Below are 18,453 nucleotides of genomic sequence, written 5' to 3'. Positions count from 1 at the left end.
TCAGTGCTCCTCCTTACCGAGCTCGTGGTTCAGCTCCTTGACCTCGGCCACGGGGATGAACGGGAAGAGGCGCAGGAAGATCAGGAAGAGCAGCAGGAAGAAGCTGATCGTCCCGGCGAACATCGAGATATCGACCCACGTCGGCCGGTAGGCGTGCCACCCCGACGGGATGAACTCGCGCTGCAGCGACATGACGATGATCACGAACCGCTCGGCCCACATCCCGACGTTCACGAGGATGGAGATGATCCAGAGCAGGACCATGTTCCTCCGGACCCTCGAGGACCAGAGGAGCTGCGGGACGAGCACGTTGCAGAACATCTGCGCCCAGAACACGGCGGCGTTCGGGCCGGCGGGGCGCGCGACGAAGAACTGGTAGATCTCGAACTCCGACGCGCTGTACCAGGCGGCGAAGAACTCGATGATGTACGCGTAGATGACGATCCAGGCGGTGACGAGCGCGAGCTTGCTCAGGTTGTCGATGTGCCGCTGGGTGACGACGCTCCCGAGGTGGAAGATGCGGCGCGCGGGGATGAGCAGCGTCAGCACCATCGCGAAGCCGGAGAAGATGGCCCCGGCGACGAAGAACGGGGGGAAGATGGTCGAGTGCCACCCCGGGACGAGCGCGGTCGCGAAGTCGCTGCTCACGATCGAGTGGACCGAGACCACGAGCGGCGTCGCGAGCCCGGCGAGCAGCCCATAGAGGATCCGGTAGTGGCGGAAGGCGCGCGCGGAGCCGCGCCAGCCGAGCGACAGGATCCCGTAGACGATCCGCCGGCCGCGGTCCGGGGCCCGGTCGCGCAGGGACGCGAAGTCCGGGATGAGCCCGAGGTACCAGAAGACGAGCGAGACCGTGAAGTACGTGAAGATGGCCGCGGCGTCCCACGGGAGCGCGCTCTTGAACTGGGGCCAGACCGCGAGCGTGGAGGGGTAGGGGACGAGCCAGTAGGCGAACCAGGGCCGCCCGAGGTGCAGGAGCGGATAGAGGCCCGCCTGGATGACGGCGAAGAGCGTCATCGCCTCGGCGAACCGGTTGATGCTCGTGCGCCAGCGTTGCTCGAGCAGGAGCAGGATCGCGGAGATGAACGTCCCCGCGTGGCCGATGCCGACCCAGAACACGAAGTTGATGATCCCGAACGCCCAGCCGACCGGGATGTTGTTGCCCCAGACCCCGATCCCGGTCGTGACGGTATAGGTGATGGTGATCGCGAGCAGGGCCGTCCCGGCCCCGGTGAGGGCGAACGCCGCCCACCACAGCCTGGATCGCGGCTTCCACACGACCGACAGGAGATCTTCCGAGAGCGCCTCGTCGGTGGGCCGCCCGATCAGGAGGGGCTGGGTCACGGCTTGACGAGCTCCGGGTTCTCGTTGTTGATGCGCGCGAGGTACATGGTCCTCGGCCGGGTGCCCTGGTCGTGGAGCACCGCGTAGCTCCGCGCCTCGCCGCGCCACGCGACCATCTCCGTCTCCTGATGAGAGAGCGAGCCGAACTGGATTGCCCGCGTCGGACAGGCCTGCTGGCAGGCGGTGACGACCTCCCCCGGGCGGATCTCGCGCTGCTCGACGCGCGCCGCGATCTCCGCGCGGCGGATCCGCTGGACGCAGTACGTGCACTTCTCCATCACGCCGCGCTCCCGCACGGTCACGTCGGGGTTGCGCTGGAGCCGCGCGAGCCCGTCGTTGTAGGCGTGGAGCTCGGTAAAATCGAACCAGTTGAACCGGCGGACCTTGTAGGGGCAGTTGTTCGAGCAGAACCGCGTCCCCACGCAGCGGTTGTAGGTCATCTCGTTGAGCCCGTCGGGGCTGTGCGTGGTCGCGTTCACCGGGCACACGTATTCACACGGCGCCTTCTCGCAGTGCTGGCACAGCATGGGCTGGTGGACGACGCCCGGGTCGCGCGGGTCGCCGGAGTAATACGTGTCGATCCGGAGCCAGTGCATCTCGCGGCTGTTCAGGACCTCGTCTTTGCCCACCACGAGCACGTTGTTCTCGGCCTGACACGCGACGACGCACGCGCTGCACCCGGTGCAGATCGTGAGATCGATCGTCATGGCCCATTGCCCGAGCGGCACCCCGGGGGCCGTCACCGCGGGCAGGAGCGACGGCTGCGGCCCCTTGAACGCCTCCGTGAAGTCGGGGTGCTCGCGGTAGACGGCGAGGGGGACCGAGAGCGCGATGGGGCGCCCGTGAAGGCTCCAGTGCGCCTGCGTGAGCGCGAGCGGGTGCTTCTCGCCCGGCCGCTTCCGCACCGAGGCGCCCGCCGCGAAGAACGGCGCGTCCGTGGTGCGGAGCCGGTACGCGTCGACCCCCACGCCGGCGGCGATCGACTCGGCGCCGCTCCGGCCATAGCCGAGCTGGAGCGACAGCGTCCCGTCGGCGTGCCCCGGGGCGACGAGCACCGGTATCGAGATCGTCCGCCCCCCGAGCTCGACATCGACCACGTCCTCGCTCTCGACGCCGAGCGCCCTGGCGGTCTCCGGGCCGAGCAGCGCGGCGTTGTCCCAGGTGAGCTTGGTGATCGGGTCGGGCAGCTCGAGCAGCCACGGGTTGTTGGCGAACCGGCCGTCATACACGTTGGCGTCGGTCGAGAACGCGATCTCGAGGGTGCCCGCGGGCGCCGGCGCCGCCGCGGCGAGCTGCCCGAGCGCCGCGGCCGCGGCGGCGATCCCATCGGGCCGGAGCGCGGCGTTCTCGCGCGGGGCCGCGGTGCCCTCGACGAGCCCGCGCCGGAGCGCCTCCTCCCAGAACGCGTCGGAATCGGCGCCGCCCCGGCGCGCCCTCCACGCCTCGCGGAGCAGCTCGCGCGCGCTCCGGCGCGGCTCGCCCGCGAACACCGTGAGCACCTCGGAGGCCGTCCTGCCCTGGAAGAGCGGCTCGATGAGCGGCTGGATCAGCGAGATCGTGCCGTCGTAGGCGCGCGCGTCCCCCCAGGCCTCGAGGTCGTGCGCGGCCGGCACGAACCAGTCGCAGCCGGCCGCGGTCTCGTCCTCGTAGAGCCCGAGGTAGACGCGGCTCCGGACGGCGCGGAGCAGCCTGGCAAACTCGATGTCTGCCGGCGCCGTGTAAGCCACGTTGTTCTCGAGGATCACGAGCGTGTCGACGGCGCCGCGCCGGATCTCCTCGGCGAGCGCGGCGAGCTCCTGCTCCGCGCCGCCCGCCGTGATCAGCGTCCCCGCGGTGGCCCACGCCGCGCGGTCGTTGCGGAGCGCCGCGTTCATGAGGTGCGCGATCGCGTGGACCGGCGGCGGCTGCCGCTCCCCGACCACGACGACGCTCGCCGCCCCGCCTCGCGCGAGGTCGCGCGCGAGCGCCTGCACGAACGGCCTGTCCTCCGCGCGCACCCGCGCCCGGGCCGGCTCGAGCGCGCCGAGCGCGTCCGCGGGGATGGCTCCGGGGCGCGCGCCCTCCGCGAGGAGCAGCTCCGCCGCGATCGCCGCGGCGAGCGCCGGCACCTCGCTCGGACGCCCGCGCAGCCGGTGATCGGCGATGCTCCCGGTCGGGCTCAGCCCGGTCTCGACGACGTAGAGCCGGCTCATGGTGCCCGTCGGCGACCCGACGCGCCTGCGCTCCGCGAACTGGCGCGCGTACCGCACGCTGAACGGCATCGACGCCAGGAAATCCGCGTCGAGCGCGAGGATGACGTCCGCCGTCCGGAAGTCGTACTGCGCCTGGAGCGGCGCGCCGAACGCGAGCTCGGCCCCGCGCGCCGCGTCGCGCGACCGGGCGGGCGCGTGGAACGTGAAGCGGGCCGCCGGGTGGCGCTCCTGGACGCGACCGATGAGGGCCTGCGTGAGCGGCGAGCCGGTGGGCCTCAGGACGAAGCGGAGCCCGGCGCCGCGATCGTCCCGCGCGCCGCCGAACTGCTCGACGAACGCCTCCCACGCGGCCGGCGCCGCGCCGCGCCGCGCCGCGCGCGCGCGGTGCCGGTCGTAGAGGCCGAGCACCGACGCCTGCTCGTACACGCCGGTCGATCCGAGGCTCGCCGGGTGCTCCGGGTTGCCCTCGACCTTCGTCGGCCGCCCCTCGTGGTTCTCGACGAGGATGCCCGTGGCGAATCCGTCGAGCTCCAGGCTCGTCGCGTAATACCGGAGGATCCCCGGGGTCACCTCCGGCGGCGTCGTCACATAAGGGACGATCTTGTCCGCGGGCCTCGCGTTGCACCCGGACACGCCGGCGAGCGCCATGCTCGCGCCGAGCAGCTTGAGCCAGGTCCGCCGGCTCACCGCGCCGGCGTCGCCCTCGCCGCCGGGGAGCGCCTGCGCGGCGGCCTCGCGGAGCTCCGGTGTCTCGAGGAGCTCCGCCAGGCTGCGCCAGTATGCTTTGCCCGTCTTGCCGTCGAGCGCGGAGCTCCATGGGATCTGTCTTCGATCAGCCATCGTCCCTCTTCAGGTCATCGGTGGATCGGCGCCTCCGCCGTTGCCAAGGTCCCCTGTTCGCCGGGCGATCGTCCTCCTCGCGCCCGCGCGCTCACCGGTGGCACGTCGAGCAGTGCGTGAGCCGCCGCACGCCGAGCTCCTGCGCGATCTGCCGGCCGATCCGCGCCGCGTCGGGGCCGGCGTCCCAGTCCATGTCCGCGACCGCGGAGGGCGGGCGGAGGTGCCGCTCCGGCGCCCTGTGGCAGTCGAGGCACCAGCCCATCGACATCGGAGACACCTTGTAGACGTCGGGCATCTGGTCCACGCGGCCGTGGCACGTCACGCAGCCGACCCCCTTGTTCACGTGGATCGCGTGGTTGAAATAGACGAAGTCGGGGACGTCGTTGACGCGGTTCCAGGGGATCGGCGTGCCCGAGAAATAGCTGCTGCGGACGAGCTGGAGCTTCGGGCTCTGATTCCAGATCTGGCCATGGCACCCCATGCAGAGCGCCGTCGACGGCATCCCCGCGGTGCCTGTCCGCTCGACCGTGTAATGGCAGAACCGGCAGTCGATGGCGTCGTCCTGCACATGGTGCCTGTGGTCGAACTGCACCGGCTGCTGCACGGGCAGGTTCTGCCCGGTGTTCCAGTCGCTGCGCACGTAGATCATCGGCGCTGCCACGGCCGCCGCGCCGCCGAGGAACACGGCGGCGATCGCGATCCGGAGAGCGGTGTTGCTCCAGCGTGGAAATACGGATGCCATGAGCTCGCGTGGACCGCCGCGCTCACCCTGCGTCAACGCGGCCGTCTCCATCGATGCGAGGATCGCCGGGGCCGTTTCGCGGGCTCGCCGCCTCTCGCGCGCCGGGGCCGGCGCGCTCGGGCGATCCCGGAGGCGCGCCGTCCGGCGTGCGTCTATCGCGCGCGCGTCAGAGCGTGTGAAGGCGCGCGATCTGCGCGCGGGCGATCTCTAGGACACCGACGATGAGGCAGCCCTGAGAGAGCGAACCACAGAGGGCACAGAGGGCACAGAGGGCACAGAGGGCACAGAGGGCACAGAGTTTTGTCTGCTGTTCCTCTGTGCCCTCTGTGCCTCTGTGGTTCGAATCTCTTCTTCCCTGGGTGTTTCGAGCTGATCGGCGCTCTGGATCGCCGACGTCCGACGACCGAGCGCGGCGCGTCCCGCCGCGCCGGCGCTCACATCGACCAGCGAAGCCCGGCGTAGCGCGGCCCGAGGACGAGCTCGGTCGAGGACGCTGGCGCGGCGGCCTTCTTCTTCTCGGGCTCGACGGGCACCAGGCGGCCGCCGACGATCGCGAGCGGGATGCCGACGCCGGCGAAGATGAGCCCGCCGACGACGAGCGCGGCCCCGGCGCCTCCTTCGTCCTCGCCGTACGTCTCGCACTCCGGGTCGGAGCACTCCGAGGCGAGCGCCAGGCCCCCGCCGAGGAGGGCGATGGTGCCGAGGCTCGTCAGGACGATGCCCGTGACCATCATCCCCTTGCTACGGCGCCGCATCAGCGGCCGGGCCGGCGGCGTCGGGGCGCCTCCGGCGACCGGCGCGAGCGCGGCGCCGGTCGTCGGAGGCGCGGCGCCGCTCGCCGGCGGGGCCGCGCCGCTGGTCGGCCGCGCGGCGCCGGTCGCGCCGGTCGTCGGCTGCGCTGCGGCGCGCGCCGGCGCGCCCGCGGGCAGCGGCGGGATGGCCACCGTCTCCGAGGCGCCCGCCCTGGTGACCTCGACGGTCTTCGCGAACGGCGCTCTGTCGGCCGCGGAGGCCTCGATCGTGTGCTTCCCGGGATCCACGGGCACCGGGATGCCCCACTGCGCGCGCCCCACGGGGGCGCCGTCGCGCTTCACCTGGAGGTCGGCCGGGGCGTCCGCGGGCGCCGTGATCGTCAGCCGGACGAGCCGCGGCTCCAGCGCCGTCGCGCGCTGCCGCGCGACCTTCTCGCGCTCGACCTGGCCCGCGGCCTTCGCCGCGCCGGCCACCTCGAGGAACGTCGACCAGGCGCTCGCCGTCCGGCCGAGCTGCTCGTAGCAGGTCGCCAGGTTGAACTGCGTCCCGATCCCCGGGTCGAGCCGCTGGCTCTCCTCGAGCTTCGGGCACGCATCGGCGTACTTGCCCTGGGCCATGAGCTGCCTGGCCGCGTCGAACAGCGCCTGTGCTGCCGCCGTATCGGCCCTCGCGTCGCGGCCGCCGCCCACGAGGGCGGCGAGGAACATCGCGAGCGCCAGCAGGCGCCCGAGGTGCTGCAGGGGCAGGCTCGTCATGCGTGGTGTCCTCACTTGCGATCGTCGAACAGGTTGCCGTTGGCCGGCGCCGCGGCCGGCGGGGCCGGGGCCACGGGCGGGCGGGCGGGCCGGGGCGGCGGGGAGGCGGCGGCGCCGGCGGCGCGCGGCGCGGCGCTCGCCGGGCGCGGCGCCGCCTTGACGCTGGCGGACGCCGCGGAGGTGGCCCCGGCCGGGCCCGGCGCTGCCGCGGGGCCGTCGTCCACCGGCGCGGGCGCGTCCACGCCGCCGGGCGTGACGGCCGGCGCGAGCGCCGCGGACGCCGCCGGAAGCGCCGCGGACACGGCCGGAAGCGCCGCGGACACGGCCGGAAGCGCCGCGGACACGGCCGGCAGCGCCGCGGACACGGCCGGCAGCGCCGCGGCGTCGGACAGCGTCGGCGCCGCCGAGGCGCTCGCGGACGGCTCGGCCGGCGCGTCGCCGGGCCGCGCGCGGCCGGTGAGGAAGGCGAAGGCCCCGACCGCGGCGACCAGCGACAGGCCGACGCCCAGCGCGACGGCGAGCCCGACGTGCCGCTTCCGCGTCACCACCGTCCCGCTCCACGTCGGCGACGTGCTCGCCAGGGTCGGGGAGGTCGCCACGCCGCCCGACGCGGTCGCCGGCCGCGGGGGCCCAGAGCTCCGCGCGATCCCGCTGATCCGCTCGACCGAGAGCCGCGCCCGCCCGCTCGCGAACGGCGCGAGCGCCGCGGCCAGCTCCCCGACGTCGCGGAAGCGCCGCTCCGGCGTCTTCTCCAGGCACCGCAGGATCACGGCCTCGAGCCCCGGGGGCACGTCGACGCGGAGCGCGGCGAGCGGGCGGGGGACGCCCTGCATGATCGCCACGCAGAGCTGCGGCATGGTCGCGCCGTCGAACGGCGGCTCGCCGGCGAGCAGCTCGAACAGGATGACCCCGAGCGACCAGACGTCGGTGCGCGCGTCGACGTCGCGGGACGATCTGAGCTGCTCCGGCGACATGTAGAGCGGCGAGCCCATCACCGCCGTCGTGTCGGTGATCCGCGGGTCGGAGCCGCTCGGCGCCACCTTCGAGATCCCGAAGTCGAGCACCTTCACGCACGGCGAGCCGTCCGCGCGCCGCGTGAGGAACAGGTTCGCCGGCTTGAGGTCGCGGTGGACGATGCCCGCGGCGTGCGCCTCGGCGAGCGCCTCGCAGGCCTGGAGCACGTACTCCACCGCGGCCTGCGGGGGAATCCGCCCGCCGGCGCGCAGCGCGTCGGCGAGGTCGCTGCCCGACAGGTACTCCATCACCATGTACGGCGTGCCCGACTCGAGCGTCCCGACGTCGGTCACGCGCGCCACGTGCTCGCTCTTGACCTTCACCGCGGCGCGCGCCTCGCGCACGAAGCGCTCGGACAGCGTGCGCGAGCGCGCCGCCGCCGGCAGCAGCAGCTTGATCGCGACCCGCTCCTCGAGCTGGAGGTGCGTCGCCGCGACGACGACGCCCATCCCGCCGGCGCCGATCACCCGCTCGACGCGGTATTTTCCCGCGATCACCTGCCCCTCTCGAACCAGCCCGTCGGCTTCGTCGTGTGTCGGCGCGGTGCTCGTCATGGATCGGTCCCTTCGGCGCGCCGGACCGAGGCGCGTGTGGACGCGCGATCTTCATGGAAAACCCGGCGCAAAGCCAGCCCACGATAGCCGCCGGGCGGACGGCAATCAATCGCGTGGCTGCGCTCCGTCGCGCCGCCCGCGCCCCGCCCCGCCGCGTGCCCCGCCCCGGCGCCTCCCGGCCGCCCCGGGGCGCTTCCCCCGCGCGTGAATCCGGGAGATCATCGCGCGCGTCATGGAGCACGGCCCCCCCGGCAGCGCCAGCGAGCGGCGCCAGCGGATCCTCGAGGCGACGGAGCGGCTCCTGCGCCGGTACGGGCCGGCCAAGACGACCGTCGCCGACATCGCGCGCGAGGCCGAGATCGCGGTCGGCGCCGTGTACCTGGAGTTCGCCTCGAAGGACGCCATCGTCGAGGAGCTCTCCAGCGGGCAGCACCGCGCCGTCATGGCCGCCATGCGCGCCGCGGCCGCCGAGGACCTGCCCTTCTGCGACCGGCTGCGCGCGGTGTTCGACGCCCGCGCGCGCGCCTTCCTGGAGCTCGCCGGCTCCGGCGCGCACGCGTGCGATCTCGTGCACTGCCAGAGCCGCGCCGTGAAGGCGGCCCACGCCCGCTTCCTCGACGAGGAGCGCGCGCTCCTCCGCGATCTCATCGAGCGCGGCGCCCGCTCGGGCGAGCTCGACGCCGCCGACCCCGAGCTCGCCGCGCGCGCGCTCCTCACGGCCTACGCGAGCTTCTCTCCTCCATGGCTGTTCCAGATCTCCCGCGAGGAGGTGGCGGCGGTGCTGTCCGCGGTCCACCAGATCGTCCTTTACGGCCTCGCCGGCCGCGATCCCGCGCGCAAGCCGCCGCGCTGACCCGCTCGCCGGCGCGACCCCACCTGCGCGGCCGGGCCGCCTGTCGCCGAGCGCCGCGCACGGCGCCCGACATCCCCCCTCGCCGCCAGCGGCCGATCGCGCCGGCGAGGCGCTCTGACGAGCTGCGTTGAGCGCCGACATGGCACGATCGCGCCTCCTGTCGTCCAGGCCTCAACCGCGCACGGCCCGCGCGCCGAGAGGCGTGTTGCGCGCGATCGTCTCGTTGGATGATCTCGATCGCACAGACGCTGATCCGCCCGGACTCCCGACAATTTCTGTGACACGGACGGATCGCTCGCTTACGATGCGTCGCCTTACCGGGGGCCACTCGGCGCCTCGCCAGAACGGAGCAGAGCCTTGCAAGTAGCGGTGGGCTATCGCAGCGAAGAGGTGCTGCAAACGACGAACGACCGCTGGAGCATCGTGCGCGCCGTGCGCGAGAGCGACGCGCGGCGCGTGCTGCTCAAGGCTCACCTCGACTCACCTCGTCACACGACTGCTCCGGCCGCGGGCGCGCTGCTCAACGAGTTCGAGATCACCCGCTCTCTCGACGCCGCGCAGGTGCTGAGCCCCACGCTGATGGAGCTCTCCGGCGAGGCGCCGGTCCTCGTCTTCGAGGACGAGGATCTCGTGCCCCTCGACTGGCTCCTCGCGCGCTCGCCGCTCCCGATCGACCAGCTCCTCGCGTGGGCCGCGGGCATGGCCGACGCGCTCGCCGAGGTGCACCGCCGCGGCGTCATTCACAAGCACATCCAGCCGCAGAGCTTCTTCGTCGACCCGGCGGCGGGCGCCGTCCGGCTGACCCATTTCATGTTCTCGACGCGGCTCCGGAAGGAGCACCCGCAGGTGCAGAGCACGGTCGAGGAGGGCAGGTTGCCCTACATGTCTCCGGAGCAGACCGGCCGGATGAACCGCGCCCTCGACTGGCGCACAGACCTCTACTCGCTCGGGGTCGTGCTCTACGTGATGCTCGCGGGGCGACTGCCGTTCGACGCCTCGGGGCCGCTCGAGTGGATGCACTCCCACCTCGCCCGACCCCCCGCGCCCCTGCCGGAAGACTCCGTGCCTCCCGCCGTATCCGCGATCGTCATGAAGCTCCTCGCGAAGGACGCGGAGGAGCGCTACCAGAGCGCAGAAGGTTTGTCGAAAGACCTCCTCAGGTGTCGACGAGCCCTCCTCGAGACAGGGCGAATCGATCCGTTCCCGCTCGGCGAGCACGACGTCTCCGGGCAGTTCCGCATCCCGCACCGCCTCTACGGGCGCGAGGGGGAGGCGCACCAGTACCTGTCGATCTTCGAGCGCGTGCTCGCCGGCAGCCGCGAGATGATCCTGGTCACGGGGTATTCCGGGATCGGCAAGACGTCGCTCGTGCACGAGATCTACAAGCCGCTCACCCGGGAGCACGGCCATTTCATCTCGGGCAAGTTCGACCGGCTCCACCGCGGGATCCCGTACTCCGCCGTGATCCAGGCGCTCCGCGGCCTGCTCCAGCAGGTGCTGGCGGAGAGCGCGGAGCGCGTCGAGGAGGCGCGGCGCTCGCTGCAGAAGCAGCTCGGCAGGAACGCGTCGCTCCTCGTCGACGTGCTGCCCGAGATCGGGATCGTCCTTGGCGCGGGCAACATCCCGCCCGCGCCGCCGGAGCTCGGCCCGGCCGAGGCGCAGCACCGCCTCCTGCTCGCCTTCCGCGGCGTCCTCCGGGCGTTCTGCGGCAGCGAGCGGCCGCTCGTCCTCTTCCTCGACGACCTGCAGTGGGCCGACGCGGGCACGCTCTGGCTCATCGAGGGGCTCCTCGCGGCCGAGGATCTCGGGCCCTTCCTCCTCGTCGGCGCCTACCGCGACAACGAGGTGGACGAGAGCCACCCCCTGCTCATGACGCTGCGGTCGGCGCAGGCGAGCGCCGTGAAGGTGACCACCATCCAGCTCTTCCCGCTCGCGTTCGCGTCGCTGATCCGGCTGGTGGCCGACACCCTGCGGCAGGACCCGTACGCGGTGGAGCCGCTCGCGCGGCTCGTCATGCACAAGACCGAGGGGAACCCGTTCTTCGCGCGGCAGTTCCTCCAGGCGCTCGACGCCGACGGGCTCGTCTACTTCTCCCCGGAGGAGCGCCGCTTCCGCTGGGACCTCGACCGGATCGAGGCGCGCGGGTTCACCGAGAACGTCGTCGAGCTGATGAGCGGCCGCGTGCGCAGCCTCGACGCCGCGACGGTCGAGCTCCTGACGCTGGCCGCGTGCATCGGGAGCACCTTCGATCTGGAGACGCTCGCGGTCATCGCCGGCCTCGACAGGATCGAGGCCGCGCGCCGCCTCGAGCCGGCGATCCGCGACGAGTACGTCCTCGCGAGCGCGGGCGCGCTCGCGGGCGCGCCCGGCGAGGCGGCCGCCGCGACCCGCTTCCGCTTCCTCCACGACCGCGTGCAGCAGGCGGTCTACGGCCTCATCGACGGGCCCCAGCGCGAGGCGGTCCACCTCCGCATCGGCCGCCGGCTCCTCGCGGGCGCGACGCCCGAGGAGCGCGCCGAGCGCGTCTTCGAGATCGTCGAGCAGCTCGATCAGGGGCTCGGCCTCGTGCGCGACGGCGACGAGCGGCTCGCGATCGCGGAGCTCAACCTAGAGGCGGCCGTCCGGGCGAAGCACGCGACCGCCTACGCCGCCGCCCGGCGCTACCTCGAGGCGGGCCGCCGCCTGCTCCCGGCCGGCGCGTTCGCGTCGCGCTACGCGCTCGCGTTCCCGCTGCTCCGGCAGCTGGCCGAGGTGGAGTACCTGCTCGGCGCGATGGACGCCGCCGAGGCGCTCGTCACAGAGGCGCTCGGCCACGCGAGGACCCCGGTCGAGAAGGCCGACCTCCTGAAGCTCCGGATGGTGCAGTACACCATGCGCGGCCGCTTCACCGACACGGTGGAGGCCGGGCGGGAGGCGCTCGCGCTGATCGGCGTCGCGCTGCCTTCCCGCGCGGGCGAGGCGGAGCTCGCGGCGCTCGTCGAGGCCGAGGCCGCGCGCGTGCAGCAGCTCCTCGCGGGCCGGGCGCCAGCCTCGCTGATCGACGCGCCGGAGATCGCCGACGAGGGCCAGCGGCTCGCCGTCGGCGTGCTCAACGAGCTGATGGCGCCGCTCTACATGCTCAAGCTCGAGAAGCTGAACTTCTTCGCGTGCTGCAGCATCGTGCGGATCTCGCTCGAGCACGGCCTCACCCCCGAGGCGTCCTACGGCTTCGCCATGTACGGCGGCCTGATCGGCCACTTCCACGGCGACTACCGCCAGGGCTACGCGTTCGGGCGGCTGGCCGCCGACATCGGCCTCCGGTTCCGCATGCAGGGCGACTTCTGCCGCGCCTGTTACATCCTCGGCAACAACATCCAGTCGTGGGTGCGGCCGCTCTCCGAGACGGACGCGCTGTTCCGGGACGGCTACCGCGCCGGTCTCGACGCGGGCGATCTCCAGTTCGCGGGCTACTTCCTCATCTACCTGCTCCTCAACCCGCTCTTCCGCGGCGAGAGCGCGCGCGGGCTGCTCGACGAGCTGCCTGGCTCCCTCCGCTTCGCCAAGCGGACCCGGCACACCGTCGCCACGCACAGCCTCCTCGGCCTCCTGCTCGCGCTGCGGGACCTCACCGGCGACGGCGCGGCGGTGCCCGAGGAGTCGCTGACGGAGGAGCAGTTCCTGAAGGACTGCGAGGCGCACCAGACGCGCTACGCGCTCTGCCACTACCAGATCCTCAAGGCGATGTGCCTGTACCTGCACGGCCTCCCCGCGGACGCGCTGCGGGTCGCCGACGAGGCCGAGGAGAACCTCGGCTTCCTGGCCGGGAAGTTCCAGACCGCGGCGCTCCGGTTCTACCGCGCGCTCGCGATCGCCGCGCTCCTGCCCGGCGCGGAGGAGGGCGAGCGGGCGCGGCTGCGGGCCGATCTCGACGCGTGCCGCGAGCGGCTGCGCGGCTGGACCGAGGGCTGCCCGGAGAACTTCTCTCACAAGCACCAGCTCGTCGAGGCGGAGGCGGCGCGCCTCGACGGGCGGCTCGACGACGCGGCCAGGGCCTACGAGGAGGCGATCGCGCTCGCGCGCCAGCACGCCTTCCCCAACATCGAGGCCATCGCGTGCGAGCTCGCGGGCCGCTTCTGGATGTCGCGCGGCAGGACGCGCGTCGCGCTCGATTTCCTCACGGACGCGGTCCAGGCCTACAGCCGCTGGGGCGTGGACCGCAAGATCGCGCGGCTCACCGAGGAGTTCCCGCTCATCCGGCCGGGGCGCGACCGGCCCGCGCCGGGGGTTGTGCGGGCGGACGCCTTCGACGTGGAGACGCTGCTCAAGGCGGCGCGCGTCCTCTCCCAGGAGCTCGTCGTCGAGCGGCTGCTCGGCAGCATGGTGCAGGTGCTCGTCGAGAACGCCGGCGCCGAGCGGGGGACGCTGCTCCTCGTCCGCGGCGACGGCCTCGTGCTCGTCGCGCAGGGCGCGGCGCACCCGCCCGAGCCGCGCGCGCTGCCCTCGATCCCGCTCGGCGACGAGAGTGACGAGGTCTGCGCCTCCGTGGTGCGGCTCGCCGTGCGCACATGCCAGAGCGTGATCTACGCGGACGCGTCCCGGGATCCCGCCCTGCGGGACGACCCCTACGTGAGCTCCCGCAAGGTCCGGTCGATGCTCTGCGCGCCGCTCTTGCTCAAGGGGCAGGTGCTCGGCGCCATCTACCTCGAGAACAACCTGTTCGAGGGGCTCTTCGGGCCCGAGCGCCTCGAGATCCTGCACCTGCTCGCCGCGCAGGCGGCCGTCTCGTTCAACAACGCGCTCGTCTACGAGAACCTCGAGCGCATGGTGGAGGAGCGCACGCACGAGCTCCGGAGCACGCAGCAGAAGCTCGTGGACGCCGCGCGCAGGGCGGGGATGGCCGAGGTCGCGGACAGCGCCATGCACAACGTGGGCAACGCGCTGAACAGCGTCATGGTGCTGCGGATGCAGCTCTCGGAGCGGGTCGCGGGCTCGCGCGTCTCGCGGCTCGCCCAGGTGGCGCAGCTCCTCGAGGCGCACCGGGGCGACCTCGGCGCGTTCCTCACGAGCGACCCGCGGGGCCAGCGGCTCATCGAGTACATCGGCGAGCTCGCGCGGCACCTCGCCGCCGAGCAGGAGACCGCGGCCTCCGAGCTCCTGGAGCTCGGCGAGTGCGTGAGCCGCATCCGCGACATCGTCTCCGATCAGCTCCGGAACGCCGGGATGAGGGTCATCGTCGAGCCGGTCTCGGTCGCCTCCGTGATCGAGGACGCCCTGCGCGTCGGGCTGAACCGCGCCGAGCGCGCGCACCACGGCATCGACGTGGTCTGCGAGCTCTCGGACGAGGCGCGGGTCGAGACGGACCGGCACCGGCTGCTCCAGATCGTCACCAACCTCATCACCAACGCGCGGCGCGCGGTGTGCCACGCGGTGGGCCCGGATCGCCGCGTCGTCGTCCGCTGCGCGCCGCTCGAGGCCGGCGGCTGCTCCGTGGAGATCGAGGACACCGGCGTGGGCATCGCCTCGGAGCACCTGGCGCGGCTGTTCCAGCAGGGGTTCACGACGTGGCCCGAGGGCACGGGGCTCGGGCTGCACTCGAGCGTGCTGGAGGCCCGCGTCCTTGGCGCGGCGCTCCGCGCGGAGAGCAAGGGCCCGGGCCAGGGCGCGAAGTTCACGCTCGAGCTCCCGGCCGCGGCGCCCCGCAGCGGGCGGATCCGCCGCGCGGCGGTCGACTGAGGGCGGTCCGGCCGCGGCGGAGCCGTGCTCTGTGCCGTGCGTTGCAGCCCTGGCCCGCCCAGAGGATAGGAGCGGCGCTGGCCGAGGGTGAGATGAGCAACGCGAGCGCGCTCCACAAGGCGAGGATCCTGGTCGTCGACGACAACGCCTCGATCCACAGTGATTTCCAGAGGATCCTGAGGGCCGCTCCCGCCAGGACCTCGCTCGATGAGCACGAGGCCGAGCTCTTCGGCGACATCGACGTGCCGAGGACCGCCCCGGCGGTGGAGCTCGACGTGGAGCTCACGCTGGCGCACCAGGGCGAAGAGGGGATCGAGCTCGTGCGGCAGGCGCGGGCGCGCGGGGAGCCGTACGCCGTGGCGTTCGTCGACTTCCGGATGCCTCCCGGGATCGACGGGGTGGAGACGATCCACCGGATCTTCGCCGAGGATCCCGACGTTCAGGCCGTTTTCTGCACCGCGTACACCGACCTGTCGTGGAAGGAGATCGCGAACCGGCTCTCGCACGTGGACCGGTACCTGATCCTGAAGAAGCCGTTCGAGCCGATGGAGGTGCGGCAGATGGCGGCGGCGCTGAGCGCGAAATGGCGGCACGAGCGGGAGCGCGCGCGGGCGCACGCCGCGCTGCTCGAGCGCGAGGCGCACCTCCGGGCGCTCCTCGACGTCTGGCCGCAGGAGCTCGTGCGGGTCGATCGGCACGGGCGGTGCCACCGGGTCCGGCCCCCGCAGGGCATCGCCGCCGGCGCGGTCCCGTCCTCGCTCGAGGAGCTCGTGCCGCCGGTCGAGGTGGCGCGGGCGCTCGATCTGGTGCGGCGCTCGATCGACCAGGGGGCGTCGCAGCGGATGGCGTTCTCCGTGGACGGCGCCGAGGGGCGCCGGCACGTCGACGTTCGCATCACGGCCCTGGGCGGCGAGTACCCCGAGGCGATCGTCTCGCTGACAGACGTCACCGAGCTCCGGCAGCGCCACGAGGACGAGGGGCTGCTGCGGGAGCGGTAGATCGCGCTGCAGGTAGTCCTGCGTCCCGGAGGTTCCGGCTCCGTGATGGAGAAGAATTGGAACCACAGAGGGCACAGAGGGCACAGAGGGAGAGAGAAGAGATGATTTTTTTTCTCTCTCTCTCTCCCTCTGTGCCCTCTGTGCCTCTGTGGTTCCTTCTCTCTGTGACTCCTTATCTCATGAACCAGGCAGGCGGCTCAGGTGCAGGCGCCTTCCACGCACGCGCTGCCGCTCGGGCAGTCGCAGTCCACCTCGCAGGAGATGGCCGGCTCGGGCGGCGGCTCGCAATACCCGCCCTCGCACGACTCGCCCTCTGCGCAGTCGCAAGAGGCCGCGCAGGGCACCTTGCAGGCGCCTTCCACGCACGCGCTGCCGCTCGGGCAGTCGCAGTCCGCCTCGCACGCGGCCGTCTCCCCCCCCGCGCCGGTGCTGCTGTCGCCGCCGTCGCCGTCGTCGTTGCGGTCAGGGCGCCCGATATCGGGCGCGTCGGGCGCGTCGGGCGCGTCGGGCGCGTCGGGCGCGTCGGGCGCATCCGGCGCATCCGGCGCGTCGGGCGCGTCGTGCCCGTCGTCCCAGAAACACTCCTCGTCGTCGTCCCAGTCGCAGTCTCGGTCGGTCTCGATGTAGCAGCCGACCATCGTGGTGGAGAAGACGCACAGAGAGAGGCCAAGGGCCCATTCGAAGGCCGTACGCGTATTCATGTTCATCGCTCCTGATCCGGGAGGTGGACTCATGGCAGCGGCGCCGACCGTCACCGCGGCGCCCTCTGCCCACCCGATGCTGCGTGCCCGGGGCCACGCGGTCCGTTCAACCGCCCGCGCGCCTCCGCACGATCCCGACGCTCGCCCGTCTCGCACCCCCCGCCGGCGGCCGGATCGACCCCCGCCTGTCGGTCCCGTCCGATTTCTCCCTCCGACGTTGAACGTTCCCGGCCCCCCCGGGCACGAATCGGACGCGCAGCCATGAACGACCCCTTCCATGCCGGGCACGAACCCGCGTGCCTCCCGTCGCCCTGGGCCCTCCGGCGCTCGCTCACCGCAAACGAGCCGCGCCGCGGGGCGCGTTCGGATGTAACCATGGTGACGCAGGAATGGACCGAGACGGGACAGAGCAGGCCGCGGGCTTCCCGCGGGGCGAGCCGGAGGGCGCCGTCGATCCGCCGCGCGCGCCGCACGTCGAGGAGCGGAGGGGGCCGATGAGGGCCATCGCGCTCGTCATGCCGTTCCTCTTCTCCCGCGGCGCCGAGCGCGCGCAGGACCCGGAGGAGGCCCTCGTCGAGCGGCTCCGGCGCGGGGAGGCCGCGGCGATCGGCGAGGCGTACGACAGGCACTACGACGCGGTGCGCGGGTTCGCCCGGCGCCTCACCGGCGACGACGCCGCCGCCGAGGACCTGGCGCACGACGTCTTCGTCAGCCTGCCGCAGGCCGCGCAGCGCTTCCGCGGCGGCTCGTCGCTGAAGACGTTCCTCATCGCGATCGCGGTCAACCACGCCCGCCACCACCTCCGCGCCGCGGCGCGCCGCCGCGCGGCCATGGAGCGCCTCGCCCTCGAGCCGGACGACGACAAGCCGGATAACCCCGAGCGGGAGGCCGGCCGCGCCGACCTCGCCCAGGCCCTGAACCGCGCCCTCGACGCGCTCCCGGACGCGCAGCGCGCGACGTTCGTGCTCTGCGAGGTCGAGGAGCGGAGCGCGCGCGAGGTGTCCGAGATCCTCGGCGTGCCCGAGGCGACGGTGCGCACGCGGCTGTTCCACGCCAAACAGAAGCTCCGCACGCTGCTGGAAGGGAGGACCCCATGAAGGACGACGTGCTCCGCGAGGCCGCGCGCGCGCTGCGCGAGGAGGCCGACGCGTCGCGCGCCCGCCGCGACGAGACGCGCGCCCGCGTGATGAGGAGCCTCAAGGCGCAGCGCGCCCGCCGGCTCACCACGGTCCGCGTCGCCGTCCCGCTGGCCGCCGTGCTCGTCGGCTCGGCCGCGTGGGCCTCGGCCGCGCGCTGGTTCCCGGACGCGTGGAACGACATCGCCTCCCAGCTCGGCCTGAGCGTGGCCGATCCGCCCGACGCGCCGCCCGCGCCGCCCACGTCGCGCGCGCTCCGCTCGCCGCGCCGCGCGTCCGACGCCGACGCGCCCGCGCCCGAGGTCGACCCGGCCGCGCCACCGCAGCCCGAGCCCAGCCTCGCCGAGCTCGCCCCGCAGCCGCCGCTCCCCGCGCCCTCGCTGGCCCCCACCGCGCCTCCCGAGCTCGCTCTTGCCCCGCCGCGCGCGCCGGTCGTGGCGGTCGCGCCGCCCGCGCGGCCGGCCGTCGCGCCGAGCGCCGCGAGCTCCACGAAGGCCTCGCGCCCGCCGGCGGACGATCCGCAGGCCGTCCAGCGCCCGCCCGCCGGGCCCGACGCCGACGCGCTCTACCAGGCCGCGCACCGCGCGCACTTCGTCGATCGCAGCCCCGCCGCGGCGCTCGCCGCCTGGAACGACTACCTCGCCGCCGCGCCGCGCGGCCGCTTCGCGGTCGAGGCGCAGTACAACCGCGCCCTCTGCCTGGTGCGCCTCGGCCGCACCGACGAGGCGCGGCGCGCGCTCGAGCCGTTCGCGCAGGGCGCCTTCGGCGGCTACCGTCAGACCGAGTCGCGCTCGTTGCTCGATGCGATGAGCAGCGCGAGCGAGTGATCGTCTCGCTCAGCGCGCGTGAACGAACGCGC

Annotated in this window: 11 protein-coding genes; 5 read left to right on the top strand and 6 right to left on the bottom strand. The window is 73.3% G+C overall.

Annotation, left to right across the window (positions count from 1 at the left end):
• The 5 genes from nrfD to WME96_RS23560 form a co-directional block, all read right to left on the bottom strand.
• Complete coding sequence (gene nrfD, locus WME96_RS23580) at window positions 1-1,344, bottom strand: NrfD/PsrC family molybdoenzyme membrane anchor subunit (RefSeq protein ID WP_437283835.1); 1,344 nt, start codon at window positions 1,342-1,344, stop codon at window positions 1-3.
• Window positions 1,341-4,376 carry a TAT-variant-translocated molybdopterin oxidoreductase gene (locus WME96_RS23575; RefSeq protein WP_437283834.1) on the bottom strand — a complete coding sequence of 1,012 codons (3,036 nt, stop codon included), beginning with the start codon at window positions 4,374-4,376 and terminating at the stop codon, window positions 1,341-1,343. Before WME96_RS23575 ends, nrfD begins: the two co-directional genes overlap by 4 nt.
• A 91-nt stretch (window positions 4,377-4,467) precedes the next feature.
• Window positions 4,468-5,118, bottom strand: a complete 651-nt coding sequence (locus WME96_RS23570; protein ID WP_437283833.1) for a cytochrome c3 family protein — start codon at window positions 5,116-5,118, stop codon at window positions 4,468-4,470.
• Window positions 5,119-5,552: 434 nt separating this feature from the next.
• On the bottom strand, window positions 5,553-6,626 hold the full coding sequence (locus tag WME96_RS23565; protein WP_437283832.1) for a hypothetical protein: 1,074 nt from the start codon (window positions 6,624-6,626) through the stop codon (window positions 5,553-5,555).
• Between the two features lie 11 nt (window positions 6,627-6,637).
• Entirely contained in the window at window positions 6,638-8,194 is a 1,557-nt protein-coding gene (locus tag WME96_RS23560; RefSeq protein WP_437283831.1) for a serine/threonine-protein kinase, read from the bottom strand.
• Window positions 8,195-8,426: 232 nt separating this feature from the next.
• On the opposite strand from WME96_RS23560, the gene WME96_RS23555 reads away from it, so the two are divergent.
• From WME96_RS23555 to WME96_RS23545, 3 genes are all read left to right on the top strand, one after another.
• Window positions 8,427-9,047: a TetR/AcrR family transcriptional regulator gene (locus WME96_RS23555; protein WP_437283830.1), complete on the top strand. Its 621-nt coding sequence runs from the start codon at window positions 8,427-8,429 to the stop codon at window positions 9,045-9,047.
• Between the two features lie 357 nt (window positions 9,048-9,404).
• On the top strand, window positions 9,405-14,759 hold the full coding sequence (locus WME96_RS23550; RefSeq protein ID WP_437283829.1) for an AAA family ATPase: 5,355 nt from the start codon (window positions 9,405-9,407) through the stop codon (window positions 14,757-14,759).
• 92 nt (window positions 14,760-14,851) lie between these two features.
• Complete coding sequence (locus WME96_RS23545; protein WP_437283828.1) at window positions 14,852-15,757, top strand: response regulator; 906 nt, start codon at window positions 14,852-14,854, stop codon at window positions 15,755-15,757.
• A gap of 197 nt (window positions 15,758-15,954) precedes the next feature.
• Here the strand turns inward: WME96_RS23545 and WME96_RS23540 are convergent, their stop codons facing one another.
• Window positions 15,955-16,458, bottom strand: a complete 504-nt coding sequence (locus WME96_RS23540) for a hypothetical protein (protein WP_437283827.1) — start codon at window positions 16,456-16,458, stop codon at window positions 15,955-15,957.
• 389 nt (window positions 16,459-16,847) lie between these two features.
• Here WME96_RS23540 and WME96_RS23535 point away from each other — a divergent pair, with 389 nt between their 5' ends.
• A complete protein-coding gene (locus WME96_RS23535) occupies window positions 16,848-17,555 on the top strand; it encodes an RNA polymerase sigma factor (protein ID WP_433926070.1) in 708 nt (235 codons plus the stop codon).
• The gene (locus WME96_RS23530; RefSeq protein WP_437283826.1) at window positions 17,552-18,421 is read left to right on the top strand and encodes a tetratricopeptide repeat protein; all 870 of its coding nucleotides are present in this window, start codon (window positions 17,552-17,554) and stop codon (window positions 18,419-18,421) included. Before WME96_RS23535 ends, WME96_RS23530 begins: the two co-directional genes overlap by 4 nt.
• The last annotated feature ends 32 nt before the right edge of the window (window positions 18,422-18,453 follow it).

Origin of the sequence: Sorangium sp. So ce406 (assembly GCF_051474675.1) — a bacterium.
GTDB lineage: Bacteria > Myxococcota_A > Polyangia > Polyangiales > Polyangiaceae > Sorangium > Sorangium cellulosum_G.
The sequence above is the reverse complement of the archived record's forward strand: the minus strand, read 5'-3'. Positions and strand labels throughout refer to the sequence as shown.

Coding starts and splice junctions, on each gene's coding strand:
- WME96_RS23560 (WP_437283831.1), bottom strand. CDS start 8,194: ATGACGAGCACCGCGCCGACACACGACGAAGCCGACGGGCTGGTTCGA.
- WME96_RS23545 (WP_437283828.1), top strand. CDS start 14,852: ATGAGCAACGCGAGCGCGCTCCACAAGGCGAGGATCCTGGTCGTCGAC.
- WME96_RS23565 (WP_437283832.1), bottom strand. CDS start 6,626: ATGACGAGCCTGCCCCTGCAGCACCTCGGGCGCCTGCTGGCGCTCGCG.
- WME96_RS23570 (WP_437283833.1), bottom strand. CDS start 5,118: ATGGCATCCGTATTTCCACGCTGGAGCAACACCGCTCTCCGGATCGCG.
- WME96_RS23535 (WP_433926070.1), top strand. CDS start 16,848: ATGGACCGAGACGGGACAGAGCAGGCCGCGGGCTTCCCGCGGGGCGAG.
- WME96_RS23555 (WP_437283830.1), top strand. CDS start 8,427: ATGGAGCACGGCCCCCCCGGCAGCGCCAGCGAGCGGCGCCAGCGGATC.
- WME96_RS23575 (WP_437283834.1), bottom strand. CDS start 4,376: ATGGCTGATCGAAGACAGATCCCATGGAGCTCCGCGCTCGACGGCAAG.
- WME96_RS23530 (WP_437283826.1), top strand. CDS start 17,552: ATGAAGGACGACGTGCTCCGCGAGGCCGCGCGCGCGCTGCGCGAGGAG.
- WME96_RS23540 (WP_437283827.1), bottom strand. CDS start 16,458: ATGAATACGCGTACGGCCTTCGAATGGGCCCTTGGCCTCTCTCTGTGC.